At 73.8% G+C, this 15,582-nt stretch carries 16 protein-coding genes; 10 read left to right on the forward strand and 6 right to left on the reverse strand.

Translation table 11 applies throughout. From position 1 onward, the window contains the following. Window positions 1–88: 88 nt before the first annotated feature. The 4 genes from AC0HI0_RS32500 to AC0HI0_RS32515 all read right to left on the reverse strand — a co-directional run bounded on the left by AC0HI0_RS32500 (window position 89) and on the right by AC0HI0_RS32515 (window position 3,929). On the reverse strand, window positions 89–571 hold the full coding sequence (locus AC0HI0_RS32500) for a type III secretion system chaperone family protein (protein ID WP_480927292.1): 483 nt from the start codon (window positions 569–571) through the stop codon (window positions 89–91). Continuing rightward, window positions 568–1,821 carry a D-inositol-3-phosphate glycosyltransferase gene (gene mshA, locus AC0HI0_RS32505; RefSeq protein WP_480927293.1) on the reverse strand — a complete coding sequence of 418 codons (1,254 nt, stop codon included), beginning with the start codon at window positions 1,819–1,821 and terminating at the stop codon, window positions 568–570. Before mshA ends, AC0HI0_RS32500 begins: the two co-directional genes overlap by 4 nt. Then, a complete protein-coding gene (locus AC0HI0_RS32510; protein ID WP_480927294.1) occupies window positions 1,818–2,606 on the reverse strand; it encodes an alpha/beta fold hydrolase in 789 nt (262 codons plus the stop codon). The genes mshA and AC0HI0_RS32510 overlap by 4 nt, the downstream gene beginning before the upstream one ends. A 177-nt stretch (window positions 2,607–2,783) precedes the next feature. Beyond that, complete coding sequence (locus tag AC0HI0_RS32515) at window positions 2,784–3,929, reverse strand: L,D-transpeptidase (protein WP_480927295.1); 1,146 nt, start codon at window positions 3,927–3,929, stop codon at window positions 2,784–2,786. 79 nt (window positions 3,930–4,008) lie between these two features. Between AC0HI0_RS32515 and AC0HI0_RS32520 the strand changes: the two genes are divergently transcribed. After that, window positions 4,009–4,740, forward strand: a complete 732-nt coding sequence (locus AC0HI0_RS32520) for an SDR family NAD(P)-dependent oxidoreductase (protein WP_480927296.1) — start codon at window positions 4,009–4,011, stop codon at window positions 4,738–4,740. 403 nt (window positions 4,741–5,143) lie between these two features. Here AC0HI0_RS32520 and AC0HI0_RS32525 read toward each other — a convergent pair whose 3' ends face one another. Next, window positions 5,144–6,100 carry a chymotrypsin family serine protease gene (locus AC0HI0_RS32525; protein ID WP_480927297.1) on the reverse strand — a complete coding sequence of 319 codons (957 nt, stop codon included), beginning with the start codon at window positions 6,098–6,100 and terminating at the stop codon, window positions 5,144–5,146. 118 nt (window positions 6,101–6,218) lie between these two features. Further along, entirely contained in the window at window positions 6,219–7,349 is a 1,131-nt protein-coding gene (locus AC0HI0_RS32530) for a UDP-N-acetylmuramate dehydrogenase (RefSeq protein ID WP_480927298.1), read from the reverse strand. On the opposite strand from AC0HI0_RS32530, the gene AC0HI0_RS32535 reads away from it, so the two are divergent. The 9 genes from AC0HI0_RS32535 (at window position 7,336) to AC0HI0_RS32575 (ending at window position 15,582) form a co-directional block, all read left to right on the forward strand. Beyond that, entirely contained in the window at window positions 7,336–7,833 is a 498-nt protein-coding gene (locus AC0HI0_RS32535) for a DUF2505 domain-containing protein (RefSeq protein WP_480927299.1), read from the forward strand. The two genes, AC0HI0_RS32530 and AC0HI0_RS32535, sit on opposite strands and share 14 nt — an antisense overlap. Next, complete coding sequence (locus AC0HI0_RS32540) at window positions 7,812–8,615, forward strand: class I SAM-dependent methyltransferase (protein WP_480927300.1); 804 nt, start codon at window positions 7,812–7,814, stop codon at window positions 8,613–8,615. The genes AC0HI0_RS32535 and AC0HI0_RS32540 overlap by 22 nt, the downstream gene beginning before the upstream one ends. A gap of 131 nt (window positions 8,616–8,746) precedes the next feature. Continuing rightward, a complete protein-coding gene (locus AC0HI0_RS32545) occupies window positions 8,747–9,286 on the forward strand; it encodes an RNA polymerase sigma factor (protein WP_480927301.1) in 540 nt (179 codons plus the stop codon). Further along, on the forward strand, window positions 9,279–10,319 hold the full coding sequence (locus AC0HI0_RS32550) for a CU044_5270 family protein (RefSeq protein ID WP_480927302.1): 1,041 nt from the start codon (window positions 9,279–9,281) through the stop codon (window positions 10,317–10,319). The genes AC0HI0_RS32545 and AC0HI0_RS32550 overlap by 8 nt, the downstream gene beginning before the upstream one ends. Before the next feature lie 93 nt (window positions 10,320–10,412). Continuing rightward, complete coding sequence (locus tag AC0HI0_RS32555; RefSeq protein ID WP_480927303.1) at window positions 10,413–11,147, forward strand: maleylpyruvate isomerase family mycothiol-dependent enzyme; 735 nt, start codon at window positions 10,413–10,415, stop codon at window positions 11,145–11,147. A gap of 12 nt (window positions 11,148–11,159) precedes the next feature. After that, window positions 11,160–12,035 carry a formyltetrahydrofolate deformylase gene (purU, locus tag AC0HI0_RS32560; RefSeq protein ID WP_480927304.1) on the forward strand — a complete coding sequence of 292 codons (876 nt, stop codon included), beginning with the start codon at window positions 11,160–11,162 and terminating at the stop codon, window positions 12,033–12,035. A 123-nt stretch (window positions 12,036–12,158) separates the two neighbouring features. Further along, window positions 12,159–13,091, forward strand: a complete 933-nt coding sequence (locus tag AC0HI0_RS32565; protein WP_480927305.1) for a hypothetical protein — start codon at window positions 12,159–12,161, stop codon at window positions 13,089–13,091. Continuing rightward, complete coding sequence (locus tag AC0HI0_RS32570) at window positions 13,091–14,590, forward strand: neutral zinc metallopeptidase (RefSeq protein WP_480927306.1); 1,500 nt, start codon at window positions 13,091–13,093, stop codon at window positions 14,588–14,590. Before AC0HI0_RS32565 ends, AC0HI0_RS32570 begins: the two co-directional genes overlap by 1 nt. Then, entirely contained in the window at window positions 14,509–15,582 is a 1,074-nt protein-coding gene (locus AC0HI0_RS32575) for an LOG family protein (RefSeq protein ID WP_480927307.1), read from the forward strand. Before AC0HI0_RS32570 ends, AC0HI0_RS32575 begins: the two co-directional genes overlap by 82 nt.

Here is a 15,582-nt window from a genome sequence, read left to right on the forward strand (position 1 = left end):
CCCTGCTTCCCGGCCCCGCCGACCTGCCGGAAGCAGGTCGCTCAGACACCGGACGGAAGGACGGCAGCGGGCAGTTGCGCGGGACCGATCACGATTCGGACACCAGGTGCCGGAACGCCTGGAGGTTGGCCAGGGACTCGCCGCGCGAGACCCGCCAGTCCCACTCGCGCTGGATCGCGCCCTTGAAACCGATCTCCAGCAACGTGTTGAAGTCGCCGTCGGCGGCCTCCACCACCTGGCCGAGCACCCGGTCCAGCTCGTCGGCCGTCACCGCGTGCGGCGGGATCCGGCCGACCAGGTAGATGTCGCCCTGGGTGTCGATCGTGTAGTGCACGCCGTAGAGCTTCGCGTTGCGCCGCAACAGGAACCGGTACACGTCCTGGTGCGCCTCGTCCGGCCGGCGGCAGACGAACGCCTCGACCACGACCGCGTGCCGGCCGACCACCAGCCAGCAGTTGGTCTGGAGCTTCTTGGTCCCCGGCAGGGTGACGAAGAACTTCCCCGGCTCGTCGTGGGTGTAGGTCAGCTCGCGTTCGTCCAAAGCGGACCCGATGACCTCGTCCAGGCTCAAGCGAAAACCTCCTCGCGGAACACGTCCCGTGCCCGTGCGTACCCCGCCAGCAGGGAATCAGTCGTCCGGTCCCACGAGAACCGGCGGGCGTGCCCGACCGCGTTCGCGGCCAGCTCCTCCCGGTGCGCGGGGTGCAGCACCAGCGATTCCAGCGTCCGCGCCCACGCCACCGGGTCGTGCCCGTCGACCAGCGCGCCGGACACCCCGTCGCGCACGGCCACCGGCAGCCCGCCGACCGCCGCCGCGACCACCGGCGTGCCGCACGCCTGCGCCTCCAGCGCGACCAGGCCGAACGACTCGTTGTGGCTGGGCACGGCGACCACGTCGGCCGCCCGGTACACCCGCGCCAGGTGCTCGCCGCCCTGCGGCGGCAGGAACCGCACCACGTCGGTGATGCCGAGTTCGCCGGCCAGCCGCTTGAGGTCCTCGGGCGTCTTCACGCCGGTGCCGGACGGCCCGCCGACCACCTGCACCACCAGCCGGTCGCGCAGGCCCGGCACCTGCCGCAGCACCTCGGCGGCGGCGTTGAGCAGCACGTCCGGGGCCTTCAACGGCTGGATGCGGCCCACGAACGTGAGCACCACGTCGTCGGGCCGCAGCCCGAGCGCCGCCCGCGCCGCGTCCCGGTCGCCCGGCGTGAACAGGTCCAGGTCCACCCCCGGCGGCACGACCCGCACCTTGGCCGGGTCCGCGTCGTAGAGCTTGACCAGCTCGGCCGCCTCGACGTCGGTGTTGGCGACCAGCAGGTCCGCCTCCGCGACCACCTGCTCCTCGCCGATCACCCGCATCCGGGGCTCCGGGGTGTCGCACAGCGCGAGGTTCGCGTTCTTCACCTTCGCCAGGGTGTGCGCGGTGTGCACCAGCGGCACGCCCCAGCGCTCCCGGGCCAGCCAGCCGACCTGCCCGGACAGCCAGTAGTGCGAGTGCACCACGTCGTAGTGGCCCGGGTCGTGCCGCGCCTCGGCCCGCAGCACGCCCGCGGTGAACGCGCACAGCTGGCCGGGCAGCTCCTCCTTGCCCAGGCCCTCGAACGGGCCGGCGACCACGTGCCGCACCTTGACGCCCGGCGCGAGTTCGGCGACCGGCGGCAGGTCGGAGGACGTGGCCCGGGTGAAGATCTCCACCTCGATGCCGCGCCGGGCCATCCGGGTGGCGGTCTGCACGATGTAGACGTTCATGCCGCCCGCGTCGCCGGTGCCGGGCTGCTCCAGCGGCGAGGTGTGCACGGACAGCACCGCGACCCGCTTCACGACCCGGCCCCCGCGACGAACGCGGCCAGGTCGGCGGCGAACCGCTCCGGTCGTTCCCGGAACGGCAGGTGCCCCACTCCCTCGTACCAGCGCATCTCCGCTCCGGGGACGGTCGCCGCGGCGTACCGCGCCGCGGCCGGGTCGACCACCTCGTCGGCGGTCCCGTGCACCACCAGGGTCGGCCGGTCGACGGCTTTCAGCACCTCGGAGCTGTCCACGTCGCGCCGGAACAGCTCGCGGCGGACCCGCGCGGGCACCCGCAGCGCGGTCCCGAGCAGCCGCTGCACGTCCACGCCCGGCGCGGCCTGGGCGGCGCTGAACTTCAGCAGGGCGGGCACGGCCACCTCCGGGTCGTCGGACAGCGCGTCGGGCAGCGCATCGCGCATCACCCGGCCGGTGGCACCGCCGGGCCGGTCCGGGCCGATCTCGGTGATCGCGCCCACGAGCACCAACCCGTTCACCCGTTCGGTGCCGTACCGGCGCAGGTAGTCGGTGAGCACCAGGCCGCCGTAGGACCAGCCGACCAGCACGGCGGGACCGGTGTGGTCCAGCACGGTGCGCAGGTCGCCCGCCCACGTCGCGGAGTCCCGGTAGCCGATCGCCGGCACTTCCGACTCGCCGTGTCCGCGCAGGTCGGGCGCGTACGCGTGGAAGGACTCGGCGGGCGGCCACACCTCCCCGGACTGGGCCCAGCCGTGCACCAGCACCACCGCCGGCCCGTGCGCGGGGCCCGACTCGCGGACGGACAGCCGCACGCCCTCGTCGGTGAGGAGAGAAGTCAGCACGACCACTCTCAACAACCGGAAGAGTTCATCGCTTCCCGATACAAGGCTGGATCACACTGTGGGATCGCCCTGGTGGGGGACCCGGCGACCGGGGGTTTGCGGTCGGGGCCGGGTCGCGAGGGCCGGAAAAACGGATCGGGCCGACCTCGGCGAGGTCGACCCGATCGGGGGAAACGCTCAGAGCGCGGACATGGTCTGCCACTGCGCCCACGGGATCTGCCAGTCGTACCAGTCGTACTGGGCCGGCAGGGTGGTGATCGCGCCGGTGACCTCCACCGGGTCACCCACCATCGCGCTGTCGTAGTACGCCTTGGCGTCGGCTTCCAGCAGGTTCGCGCAGCCGTGCGAGGTGTTGTTCTTGCCGATGTTGCCCGCGTTGTCGTTGTTCTCGTGGATGAACTCGCCGTGGTTGGAGAACCGGACGGCCCACTTCTTGAGCACGTTGGTGTAGCCGTAGCGCGGGTTGTCGAAGCTGAACTGCGGGTCCTTCTGCATCACCACGAACGTGCCGTTCGGGGTGGTCAGCTCCGGGTCCTCGTCCCGGCCGAAGGACGCCGGGTAGCTCGCCACGGTCTGCCCGTCGCGCTGGACCACGAGCTGGTGCGACGGGGTGTCGATCTTCACGACCTGGTTGCGGCCCACGGTGAAGTCGCTGGTCACGTCAGCCATGCCGAACGCGCCGCCGCCGTAGGGCACGCCGTAGAGCTTGGCCTCGACGTGGATCTTGGTGTTGGCGGGCCAGTACTTCTCCGGGCGGTAGTGCACCTCGCGGGAGTTCAGCCAGCCCCAGCTGCCCTTGACGTTCGCGGAGTTGGTCACGGTCAGCGCCTTCTCGGCGGTCGCCCGGTCGGCCACGTCGGTGTCGAACTTGACCATGATCGGGACCGCGACGCCGACCGTCTGGTCGTCGCCGGGGAACAGCGTGGCGCGCACCTCGGCACCCGCGGCCAGCGTGCTGAAGGTGCCCTTGAGGTCGACCTTCTTGCCGTCGGTGCCGGTGGCCTTGCCCTGGTAGCTGTAGCTCTTGCCGAAGCCCAGGGGCTCGGTGCTGGACCAGGTCTTCTTGTCCTCGGCGACCTTGCCCGCGACGGCCTTGCCCTCCGGGTTGGTCAGCGTGACCTGGTCGATGGTGCCCTCGGCGACGGTGACCTGGACCGGCTGGTTCACCGGGACGTCCTTCGCGCCGTCGGCCGGCGCGGTGGTGAACTTCGCCACCGGCGGGCGGTCACCGCCCTCGGCCTTGGGCGCGCCCTGTTCCACCTGGGCGGAGCAACCCGCCAGGAAAACCGCACCGAGCAGCAGGGCCGTGAATCTCTTGCGCACTGTTCGACCTCCCGAACGAAGGACGCGCACTGGGGCTTTCGGTGCGAGTGACCTGCATCACACACCTAGGATCACCCTCGTGACCCGTCCTATCGCAGTCGTCACCGGAGCCAGCGCGGGTATCGGTGAGGCCACCGCCCGCAGGCTCGCCGCCGAAGGCTTCCACGTCGTGCTGGGTGCCCGACGGCTCGACCGCCTCCAGACTATCGCGGATGAGCTGGACGGCACGGCCGTGCCGCTCGACGTGACCTCGCCCTCGTCGGTCGAGGAGTTCGCGGCGGCCGTGCCGGCGGCGCGCGTGCTGGTGAACAACGCCGGCGGCGCGCGCGGCCTCGACCCGGTGCTCACCGCCGACGAGGACGACTGGCGCTGGATGTGGGAGACCAACGTGCTGGGCACGCTGCGGGTCACCAAAGCCCTGCTGCCCCGGCTGATCGAGTCCGGTGACGGGCACGTGGTGACCGTGACGTCGGTCGCCGCGTACGAGGCGTACGACAACGGCGCGGGCTACACCTCCGCCAAGCACGCCCAGTCCGCGCTGCACCGCACCCTGCGCGGCGAGCTGCTCGGGCAACCGGTCCGGGTGACCGAGGTCCTGCCGGGGCTGGTGGAGACCGACTTCTCGGTGAACCGGTTCGACGGCGACGCCGAGCGCGCCGCGGCCGTGTACGCCGACCTGACGGCGCTCACCGCCGACGACGTGGCGGACGTCATCGCGTTCGCGGTGACCCGGCCGTCGCACGTGAACCTGGACCAGATCGTGCTCAAGCCCCGCGCGCAGGCGTCGGCGACCCGGGTCCACCGGGGCTGATCCCGCGCAGTTCCGCGCCCCAGGCGGGCGGCGAGGTCGGCCAAGGCGTCCTGCGGGGCGTCGAGGTAGCTGTCCGTGCGCAGCGCAGCGAGCTGCTGCTCCTCGTACGGCACGCCGGGCGGCGGCAGCGGCGCGAGGTGCCAGTGCACGTGCCGGTTGCCCTGTTGGCTGCCCAGGCTGAGCAGGGTAGAGCCGCTCGGTGGGCACGAGTTCGGCCAGTGCCGGGTCGGCGCGACCAGCACGTGCCCCCACATGAACGGAAATCTGCTCAGGAACACCACGGCGTCGTCGTCGCGGTGGACGACGTGGTGCGGGTGGCCCGGGTTGCCGGCGACCAGTTCGCACACGAAGCAGGCACGGCGGACGAGGTCGAGGTAGGACTCGTGGTCCCAGTGCGCGCGGGTCACGGCTCCACGAGCAGCAGGTCCACGTCGAGCTGGTCGAGCACGTTCGCGATGGGGTTGGCGAACCCCCGGTACCGGCTGCCGCCACAGTACAGGCCCACCACGCGGTTGTCGTCGTCGAGCAGCACCGCGCCCGAGTCGCCGTGGTCGGCGAACCGGCCCTCCACCCGGATCTGGTCGCGCAGCGTCCGCACGCCCAGGCCCGTGCCGAAGTCCAAGGTGATCGCCGCGTCCGTGGACGCCACCACGCCCTCGGTCAGCGCGGTGGTCCGGCCGCGCTTGCGCACGTGCTGCCCGACGTGCGCTTTCCCTTGCCCGGCAACGAGTCCGATCCCCGCCACCTCGGCCCGCGAACGGGGCGTGGTGAGCACGATCGCGGCGGCGTCCACGGTCCCGGACAGCGCCGCCCGCGCCAGCACGCCGATCTGGTCCCGGTACGGGTGCCCGCCGTCGACCCGGGACGGGTGCACCATCGGGTCGCCGACCGCCCACGCGTCGTCCACGCACGCGATGTGGAACGCGGTGAGCGCCATCGTCCGGCGCTTGACGCGCGGCGTGACCAGCGCGCCCAGCGTCCCGGCCACCAGGTAGTCGTCCGCCTCCGGCACGTCCGGCGGCACGAACCGCACCGCGCGGCTAGGCCCGACCCCGATGCCGCCGACCAGCAGCTCGTGCCGCTCCGCGCCGCTCACGCCCTCCGGCGAGGCGAGCGTGTGGTGCGGGAAGAACGTGTCCTCGACCACGTCGGTCGGGATGCCCAGCACGTCCGGCGGGATGGTGAACTGCGCGGCGTTCCCCTTGCGCCGCACGTAGACCACTATCGACGGCACCCCCGTGCAGCGCCCGCCGACGGCCTTGTGGCCGATGTCGACGCCGACCACCCCGGGCCGGCTCAGGAAATCGTCCTCGACCAGCCGCTTGATCGGCCTGATCGCCGCGCGCCCGTCGCCTGCCATGACGACCTCCAACCACCACTACCACCATGAAACGCGAGGAGTGAGGTTTCGTCACACGCAGTCACCCGAACGGCCGGTCGCCGGCGTGCACCCGGTCCGCTTCGGACGGCGGGTTGCGTCAGATCTCGCAGCCCACCAGCACGGGTTCGGGGCGCAGTTCCACGCCGAACGCCGAGCGCACCCCGTCGCGCACCTCGCGCGCCAGGTCCAGCAGGTCCTCGGTGGACGCGCCGCCCCGGTTGGTCAGCGCCAGGGTGTGCTTGCCGGACAACGCGACCCGCCCGCCGGGCCCGCGGTGGCCGCGGCCGAAGCCGGCGCGCTCGATCAGCCACGCGGCGGACAGCTTCCGGTGCCCCGCGCCCGCCGGGTAGGTGGGCACCTCGACGTGCCGGCCGAGCCGCTCGGCGATCCGGATCAGCACGCCGGTCAGCGTCGAGTCGTCCAGCATCGGGTTGGTGAAGAACGAGCCCGCGCTCCACGTGTCGTGGTCGGCCGGGTCGAGCACCATCCCCTTGCCCCGGCGCAGTTCCAGCACCGCCTTGCGGGCCGCGTCGGCGGGCACCCGGTCGCCCTGGCCGACGCCGAGCACGCGGGCCAGCTCGGCGTAGCGGATCGGCGCGGACTGGCCGCCCGAGGTCAGCGCGTACCGGGCGCGCAGCACCACGGCCTGGTCGGTGCCCTTGAGCACGCTGGTGCGGTAGGCCAGGCCCAGCGCGTCGGCGGAGGTCTGGTTGACCCGGCCGGTGCGCCGGTCCAGCACGTCCACCGAGGTGAGCACCTGGGAGATCTCCACGCCGTACGCGCCGACGTTCTGCACGGGCGTCGCGCCGACCAGGCCGGGGATCCCGGACAGGCACTCCAGCCCGCCCAGGCCCTGCGAGACGGCCTCGGCGACGACGGAGTCCCACTCCTCGCCCGCCTCGACGGTCAGCTGCACCAGCCCGTCGCCCAGCGGGTCGAGCCGGCGGCCCTGCGTGCCGACGTGCACGACGGTGCCGGTGAAGCCGGCGTCGGCGATCACCAGGTTGGAGCCGCCGCCGAGCAGCAGCACGGGTTCGCCGGCCGCGTCGAGCGCGCGCACGGCGTCGACCAGCTCGGCGGACGTGGTGGCGCGCACGTACCGCGCGGCCGGGCCACCGAGCCGGAGCGTGGTGCGCTCGGCCAGCGGCACGCGGGAGCGCACCTGGGCACTGGACAGCGGGGTGGTCACGACCGCCAACGGTAGCCTCCGCGGCATGGCACGCCGCATCGAGCACCTGACGACGTCCCCGCGGCCCGCGTCGGACGTCTACGCCGCCCTGGTGGACGAGGGCCACCTGCGCGACCGCTTGGCGGTCCTGGGCGGGACCGACGCCGCGCTGGTGGCCTTCACCACCACCGGCGGCACGACGTCCTACCAGCTCAAGCAGGGCGTCCCGGCGGACAAGCTGCCCTCGGTGGCGCGCGGCCTGCTGGGCGGCGACCTGGTGATCGACCGGGCCGAGTCGTGGACCGAGGCCGGGTACGCGGGCACCGTCGAGGTGACGCTGAACGGCGTGCCGGGACGGCTGGACGGCACCTTCACCCTGGCCGACGCCGCCGGCGGCGGGAGCGAACTCACCCTCGTGGGTCAGGTCAAGGTGGGCATCCCGCTGATGGGCGGCAAGCTGGAGGCGCTGATCGCCGAGCAGGTCGCCGTGCTGCTGGACAAGGAAGCCGAGTTCACCACCGAATGGCTCGGCCGCCGCGCCTAGCGGCGGGCCGGGCCCGCGCGCTCGGCCTGCCGACCAGGGGCACGACCAACCCGAACCGCCTGCGCCGGGTCGACCGGTGGCTGGCGCACACCTGCCACGACCTGGTGGCGCGGGCGGCGGACCCGCTGGTGGTCGACCTCGGCTACGGCTCGTCGCCGGTCACCACCGTGGAGCTGGCGAACCGGCTGCGCCCGCTCAACCCCGCGCTGCGCGTGCTGGGCCTGGAGCTGGACGCCGAGCGGGTCGCGGCGGGCCAGGCCGCGGCCGACCCGCCCCGGCTGGAGTTCCGGCGCGGCGGGTTCGAACTGGCCGGGCGCCGGCCGTTGCTGCTGCGCGCGTTCAACGTGCTGCGGCAGTACACCGAGGAGCAGGCGAACGAGGCGTGGGCGGGCATGATCGGCCGGCTCGCGCCCGGCGGCGTGCTGGTCGAGGGGACCTGCGACGAGATCGGCCGCCGCTGCTCGTGGGTGGCGCTCGACGCCGACGGGCCGCGCACGTTCACCCTGTCCTGCCTGCCCGCCGACCTGGAGACGCCCGGCGACCTGGCCGAACGCCTGCCCAAGGCGCTGATCCACCGCAACGTGCCCGGCGAGCGGGTGCACGCCCTGCTGGCCGAGCTGGACGCGTGCTGGGCGACCGCCGCCGCGTTCGCGCCGTTCGGGCCGCGCGCCCGCTGGGTGGAGGCGGTGCGGCTGCTCGCCGCGCGGTGGCCCGTGCTGGACGACCGGAAGCGGTGGCGGCTGGGCGAAGTGACCGTGCCGTGGGAGTCCGTGCGGCCGTAGCGCGTCCGGCACCGACCGGGCGCACGATGTGCCCGTGGCCACACATCGGGAACGCCGGCGGGGGGCTGGGGGCAGGTACCGGTGTGCGAAGCGACGTAGCGCCGATGGCGCCGACGATGCCACCGGTCCGGGTGGCACTGGACGAGGGGTCGCTGTTGACGCTCTACGAGTCGACAGCGGCGCGGTTGCACCGGTACGTGGCTCGGCGGGTGGGGGCGGACACCGCGCAGGACGTGGTGTCCGAGGCGTTCCTGGCGTTGTGGGAGCAGCGGGCGGGCCAGGTGGTCGAGCAGGACACGCTGCGCGCCTGGCTCTACGGGGTCGCCACGAACCTGCTGCGCCGGCACGTGCGCTCGGAGGACCGGAAGCTGCGGGCGTGGAGCCGGGAGCACGCCGCGCGCACCGACGTGGCGGACGTCGGCGAGCGGGCGAGCGGGGTGGCCGACGCGGACGCCCTGGCCGGCCCGCTCACCCGCTGGCTGGCCGACCTGCGCCGCGAGGAGCGCGACGTGCTGCTGCTCACCGCGTGGGCCGACCTGACGCCCACCGAGATCGCGGTCGCGCTGGACGTCTCGGCCACCACCGTCCGCACCCGCCTGCACCGGGCCCGCGCCCGGCTGCGCACCCGCCTGGCCGACCACCTCATCGAATCGGGGGAAGACGATGCGTGAGAACACCCTGGACCACCTGCTCGACGGCGCGCTGGACCGCGCCGTCGCCGACGAGCCGGCGCCGACCGCCGACCAGCTCGACCAGGGCCGGCTCCGGCTGGCCGCCGACCTCAAGCGGCCCCCGACCGGTCGCCGGACGTCCTGGAAGCCGCGCCGCGTGCTGGCCGCGGCGGCGGCCGTGGCCGTGCTGACCGCGACCGGGCTGTTGTGGCAGGGCGTCGGGGACACCTCGTCCGCCGCCGCAGCGGCCGAGCTGAACCACGCGGCCGACCTGGCGGCCTCCGTGGTCGACCAGCCCATAGGCCCCGGCCAGTACCGCTACGTGCGCAGCCGCTACGTCGGCGTGACCTTGATCGACGACGGCTCGACCGCCACCACCAGCGGCCTGGTCGACGAGCTGTGGATCCCGACCGACCCGACCCAGGACTGGCTGGAGCGGCAGGCCGACGACGCGACGACCACCTGGTTCCCCGGCAAGGAGGGGGTGGGCACGCCGCCGGGCAACCCCCGGCCCTCCCCCAGCGAGTACCGCGCGCGCTGCGGCGCGTTCGCCTACATGGCCGCGGGCCAGCCCGACCGCTGCACCCGGATCGGCTGGGACAACCCGTCGGCCGAGTTCCTGGCGGAGCTGCCGACCGACCCGAAGGCGCTCTACGAGCGGCTGGTCCGGGACACGGGGGACTACGCCGCCAAGTGGGGCACCGACGCCGGCGTCCTGACCGCGGTCCGCGAAGCGCTGTCCAGCGGTCGCGTCCCGGCCGCCGTCCGCGCCAACCTGTACCGGGCGCTGGCGCACGTGCCCGGCCTCCGGGTCACCGACCAGCGGGCCAACCTGGACGGCGAGGTCGGCACCGCGCTCGGCGTGCGGGTCGCCGACGAGTTCCGCGAGATCATCATCGACCCGGCGACCGGCTCCTACATCGGGCGGCGCGAGGTCCTGGCGGTCGACGCGGATCTGCCGGAGGGCACCGTCCGCCAGTCCAGCTCCACCACGATCGGGGTCGCCGACGCGCTGGGCGTCGCCCCCCGCTGACCACGGCCGGCTCCCCCCGGCCCCTCCACAGGGTGCGGTCCACGCGTTCGGGGCGCGTGGACCGCACTCGGCCGCGTCCTTAGGCTCGGTCACGTGGAACACCAGGACTTCCTCGACCAGGCCCACCTCCAGTACCGCGCGCTGCGCACCGCCGCGCTCGCCGCCGGACCGGAGGCCCCCGTGCCCACGTGCCCCGGCTGGGACGTGCGCAAACTGGTCCACCACCTGGCCGGCGTGAACTCGTGGGCGCTGGCCGCGCTGACCACCCCGCCGGACGGCGCGCGCCCGCACGCCGAGACCCGTCCGGACGGCTGGGACGAGCTGCTCGACTGGTGGGACGAGCGGTTCGCGGCGATGAACCGGCTGCTGGCCGACGCCGGCCCGGACGCGCCCGCGTGGACGTTCATCGGGCCCCGCACCACCGGGTTCTGGGCCCGCCGGCAGGCGCACGAGATGGCCGTGCACCGCCTGGACGCCGAGCACGCCCGGCACGGCGGGCAGGTCGCGCCGCTGCTGTTCGACACGGAGTTCGCGGCCGACGGCGTGGACGAGTTCCTCACCTACCTGCTGCCGCGCGCCACCCGGAGCCGCCCGATCGAGCGGTCCGGCCGGGTGCTCTGGCACGCCGCCGACGCGGGCCGCACCTGGGAGCTGCGGCTCACGCCCGGTGAGACGCCGGTCACCGGTCCCGCGCCCGGCTCGGCGACCGACCAGGACGCCACCGTCGCGGGCACGGCGGACGCGCTGTACCGGGTGGCCTGGGGCCGGCCCAGCGGCGCGATCGCGTCCGGGGACAGGTCGCTGCTCGACTCGCTGCCGCGACCGTAGATACTTCGGACCGTGCCCCAGCCTGAACGACGCTACGTGATCACCTTCGGGTGCCCGGACCGGACCGGCATCGTGGCCGGCATCTCCTCGTTCCTGGCCGAGCACGGCGGCTGGATCGTGGAGGCGGCCTACCACACCGACCCGGCGACCAACTGGTTCTTCACCCGCCAGGAGGTGCGGGCGGACTCGCTGCCGTTCGGCGTCGAGGAGCTGCGCGAGCGGTTCGGCCGGGTGGCGCGGGACCTGGGCGTGCACACCAACTGGCGGGTCACCGACACCGGCGAGCGGCGGCGGGTGGTGCTGCTGGTGTCCAAGGAGGGCCACTGCCTCTACGACCTGCTGGGCCGGGTCGCGGCGCACGAGCTGGACGTCGAGGTGTCGGCGGTGATCGGCAACCACACCGACCTGGCGGGGATCACCCGGGCGCACGGCATCCCGTTCCACCACGTGCCGTTCCCGGCCAACGACCCGGAGGGCAAGCAGGCGGCCTTCGCGCAGCTGCGGCAGCTGGTGGACGTCCACCAGCCGCACGCCGTGGTGCTGGCCCGGTTCATGCAGATCCTGCCGACCGAGCTGTGCGCGGCGTGGTCCGGGCGGGCGCTGAACATCCACCACAGCTTCCTGCCCTCGTTCATCGGGGCGCGGCCGTACCACCAGGCGCACGGCCGGGGCGTGAAGCTGGTCGGCGCGACCTGCCACTACGTGACCGCCGAGCTGGACCAGGGCCCGATCGTCGAGCAGGACGTGATCCGGGTGGACCACACCGACTCGATCCCGGACATGGTCCGCAAGGGCCGGGACATCGAGAAGGTCGTGCTGGCGCGCGGCCTGCGCTGGCACCTGGAGGACCGGGTCCTGGTGCACGGCAACCAGACCGTCATCTTCTAGGCCCCGCAGGCGAAACGAGACGCGCGGGAACTTCGTTGAACCGCTCGCGGGAGCGGTACGTGTGATGGGTGTCGGCCGGTCGGGAAGACCGGCGCAACCAATCCCACCCAATGGAGAATTCCCATGCTGCGCAAGCATGTCGTGCCCCTTGCCGCCCTGATGGCGGTCGGCGTCGTCGCGTTGTCCGCCTGCGGGACCGCAGGCTCGGCCCAGCCCGCGCCGCAGCAGCAGGAGCAGGAGCAGCAGGCGGGCGTCGACGCCGGCGCGCCCGGCGAACTGTCCCTGCTGGCCGGCACCGCCCGGTCCAACAAGGCCGACGAGCAGGCCGGCGACCTGGCGCCGAAGAACGCCGCGCCGGACGTGAAGAACAAGTGGGTGCAGTTGCGCGCCACCGCGGCGGGCGCCCTGGACCCGGTCGTGGTGAACGGCGCGGGCATGACGCTCTACCGCTTCGACCCGGACACCGCGAACCCCTCCAAGGCCACCTGCAACGGCGACTGCGCCAAGACCTGGCCGCCGGTCACCGTCGCCAAGGGCGGCAAGGTGTTCGTGGCGGGCGTGCGCAAGTCCGACGTCGGCGTGGTGAAGCGGGACGACGGGCAGTCGCAGGTGACGATCAAGGGCTGGCCGGTCTACCAGTTCAGCAAGGACACCAAGCCCGGCGACACGCTCGGCCAGGGCGTCGGCGGCACGTGGTTCGGCGTCACCCCGGACGGCCGGAAGGCCGGCAACCCGCAGCCCACCCAACCCCAGCCCACCCAACCCCAGCCGACCCAGCCCACCCAGAGCCGGCCGGGCGCGAAGCCCGCGACCTCGGTGACCTTGTTCACCGGCAAGAACTTCGACGACACCAGCGGCAACAACTTCGCCCGGGGGCTGGCCGGCCCGGGCTGCCGCAACACCGACGGCGACTTCCGGTCGCTGACCGTCGACGGCTCGCTCAAGCTCTGGTCCGAGCCGAACTGCAAGGGCACCTCGAAGGTCGTGGCCGACGACGTGGCGGACCTGACCGCGCTCGGTTTCCCCACCGGCCCCAAGTCCGTGTTCTTCGGCTGATGAGGGTCGTCCTGGCGGTCACCGCCCTCCTGCTGGCCGGGTGCGCGACGAGCGTGCCCGGCACGGCCGTCGACGTGTCCGCGCCGGACCCGGACCGGGTGGCGGGCCTGGCGATCACCACCGGCGACTCGGGTCTGCGGGCGGACGCCCCGGCGGCCGGCCGGGCCGTGGAGAACACCGACGGCGGACGGGTCGACCTGGTCGCGGCGAGCGCCGTGGCCGACGTCTCGGAGTTCTGGCGGGTGGAGTTCCCGCAGCGGTTCGGCCGGGAGTTCACGGGCGTGCGGCGGCTGGTGTCCTACGACTCGCGCACGGACAGCTTCCCGTTGTGCGGCACGGACGTCCGCGGCCTGGTGAACGCGTTCTACTGCTCGGACGACCTGGTGGCGTGGGATCGCGGCGAACTGCTGCCGTCGCTGGACGAGATCTCGGCCGTCGCGGTCCTGGCCCACGAGATCGGGCACGCCGTCCAGTTCCGGCTGGGCGTCGGCCGCGACACCCCGACGATCGTCAAGGAGCAGCAGGCGGACTGCTACGCGGGCAACTACTTCCGCCACGTCGCCGAGGGCGGCTCGAAGAGGTTCGCGGTGTCCACCGGTCCGGGCCTGAACCAGGTCCTGGCGACCCTGTTCGCGATCCGCGACTCGGCCGGCACCACGTTCGACGCGGACGGCGCGCACGGCACCGCGTTCGACCGGGTCAGCGCGTTCCAGTTCGGGTTCGCCGAGGACGCCCGGCGGTGCGCGGCGATCTCCGAGGAGGAGGTTCTGCGGCGCGGCACCCAGCGCGCGTTCGGACCGTCCGACGTGGACGTCGGCCTGGGCCGGGGCAACCTCCCGGTGGACGCGCCCGGCGCGCTGGACGGCCTGCGGGACAGCCTGACCGCCGCGTTCCCGGGCCTGGACCTCAGGTTCGACACCACGTGCCGCGCCACGTCGCCGGCCGCGTACTGCCCGGCCGCGGTGGGCGTGGACCTGCCGGGGCTGGTGGCGCTGAGCAGGCTCGGCGACTTCGCGGCGTTCGGCGCGGTCGCGTCCCGGTACGCGCTGGGCGCGCAGGACGCGGCGGGGCTGCCGACCACCGGGGCGGCGGCGGCCCAGCGGACCGCGTGCCTGACCGGGCGGTGGGCGGCCGGGCTGGTGGACGCCGCCGCGCTGCGGCTGTCGCCGGGCGACCTGGACGAAGCGGTCGTGGAGCTGCTCTCGCCGGGCAGCCTGATCGCGTCCGACGCCCGGGGCGGGGCCGTGCCGTCCGGTTTTCGCGCGGGTGGAGGCGTTCCGCGACGGCTTCCTGTCCGGTTCGCCCGACACGTGCGCGGTGAAGTACCGGTGACCGCCGGGCGAACGGCGTCGCGAGCACGTTTCGCAGTCGCGCGAAAGGCCGTCTGCGCGGCGTCCCGCGGACGTAGGCTGCGCCGGTGCGTACGGAGATCAGGGACCTGGACCAGGTCCACGCGGCCGGCGACCTGCGCGGCGCGGTGCTCATCGGGCTCGACCTGAGCGGGGTGGACCTGCGGGTGCCGCTGGACGGCGCGCTGTTCCTGGGGTGCGTGCTGTCGCCCTCGGGCCAGCGCCGCGCGGACGCGGCCGGCGCGCTGGTGTTCCCGAACATCCCCGAGGTGCCGTACCGGGTGTACCGGTCCGCGCTCTACACCCCGGCCGAGCTGTTCGCCGGGTTCGACCCGGCCCGGCCGCAGACCTACGCGGACACCCCGGACGCCCGGATCTACCGGCACAGCAAGCGCCAGGGCCACCACCCCGACCCGTTGCACGCGCTGGCCGAACGCCTGCACGACCACGCCGTCACCGAAGCCCTGGACGAGGTGCTGACCGGTTCGCCGGTCGCCGTCATGGGCGGGCACGCGCTGGGCCGCGACACCGCCGGCTACCGGCGCGCGGTGGCGCTGGGCGCGGCGCTCGGCGCGGCCGGGTTCACCGTGCTGACCGGCGGCGGGCCGGGCGCGATGGAGGCCGTGCCGCTGGGCGTGCGGGTCGGCGAGGACGCGGCCGTGCTGCGGGACCTGGCCAGGGTGCCGAAGTTCGGCGGCGACGCCGAGTCGATCGGCCGGTGGCTCGCGGCGTTCCCGGCCGACCTGCCGGCGTTCGACCGGCCGCGCACGATCGGCATCCCGACCTGGTTCTACGGGCACGAGCCGCCCAACCCGGCGTGCGAGGTGCACGCCAAGTACTTCGCGAACTCGGTCCGCGAGGAGGGCCTGCTGACCGTCGCGACCGGCGGGATCGTCTACACGCCGGGCAGCGCGGGCACCGTCCAGGAGGTTTTCCAGGACTACACCCAGAACCACTACGCCTCGGTCGGCCCGGCCGCGCCGATGGTGTTCCTGGGCAAGGACTTCTGGGTCACCGAGGTGCCCGCCGCGCCGCTGGTGCGGCAGTTGGCGCGCGGCCGGGAGGCCGAGCGCTGGATCCTGGTCACCGACGACGTGGCCGAAGCCGTCGCGTTCCTCGGCGAGTACGCCGCGCAGCTCTGA

It is taken from the genome of Saccharothrix sp. NBAS 001 (assembly GCF_056640475.1).

Bases quoted from the DNA above. Each gene is read 5' to 3' on its own strand.
- AC0HI0_RS32525 (WP_480927297.1), bottom strand. From the start codon at position 6,100: ATGGCAGGCGACGGGCGCGCGGCGATCAGGCCGATCAAGCGGCTGGTC.
- AC0HI0_RS32535 (WP_480927299.1), top strand. From the start codon at position 7,336: ATGGCACGCCGCATCGAGCACCTGACGACGTCCCCGCGGCCCGCGTCG.
- AC0HI0_RS32530 (WP_480927298.1), bottom strand. From the start codon at position 7,349: ATGCGGCGTGCCATGCCGCGGAGGCTACCGTTGGCGGTCGTGACCACC.
- AC0HI0_RS32540 (WP_480927300.1), top strand. From the start codon at position 7,812: ATGGCTCGGCCGCCGCGCCTAGCGGCGGGCCGGGCCCGCGCGCTCGGC.
- AC0HI0_RS32550 (WP_480927302.1), top strand. From the start codon at position 9,279: ATGCGTGAGAACACCCTGGACCACCTGCTCGACGGCGCGCTGGACCGC.
- AC0HI0_RS32565 (WP_480927305.1), top strand. From the start codon at position 12,159: ATGCTGCGCAAGCATGTCGTGCCCCTTGCCGCCCTGATGGCGGTCGGC.
- AC0HI0_RS32570 (WP_480927306.1), top strand. From the start codon at position 13,091: ATGAGGGTCGTCCTGGCGGTCACCGCCCTCCTGCTGGCCGGGTGCGCG.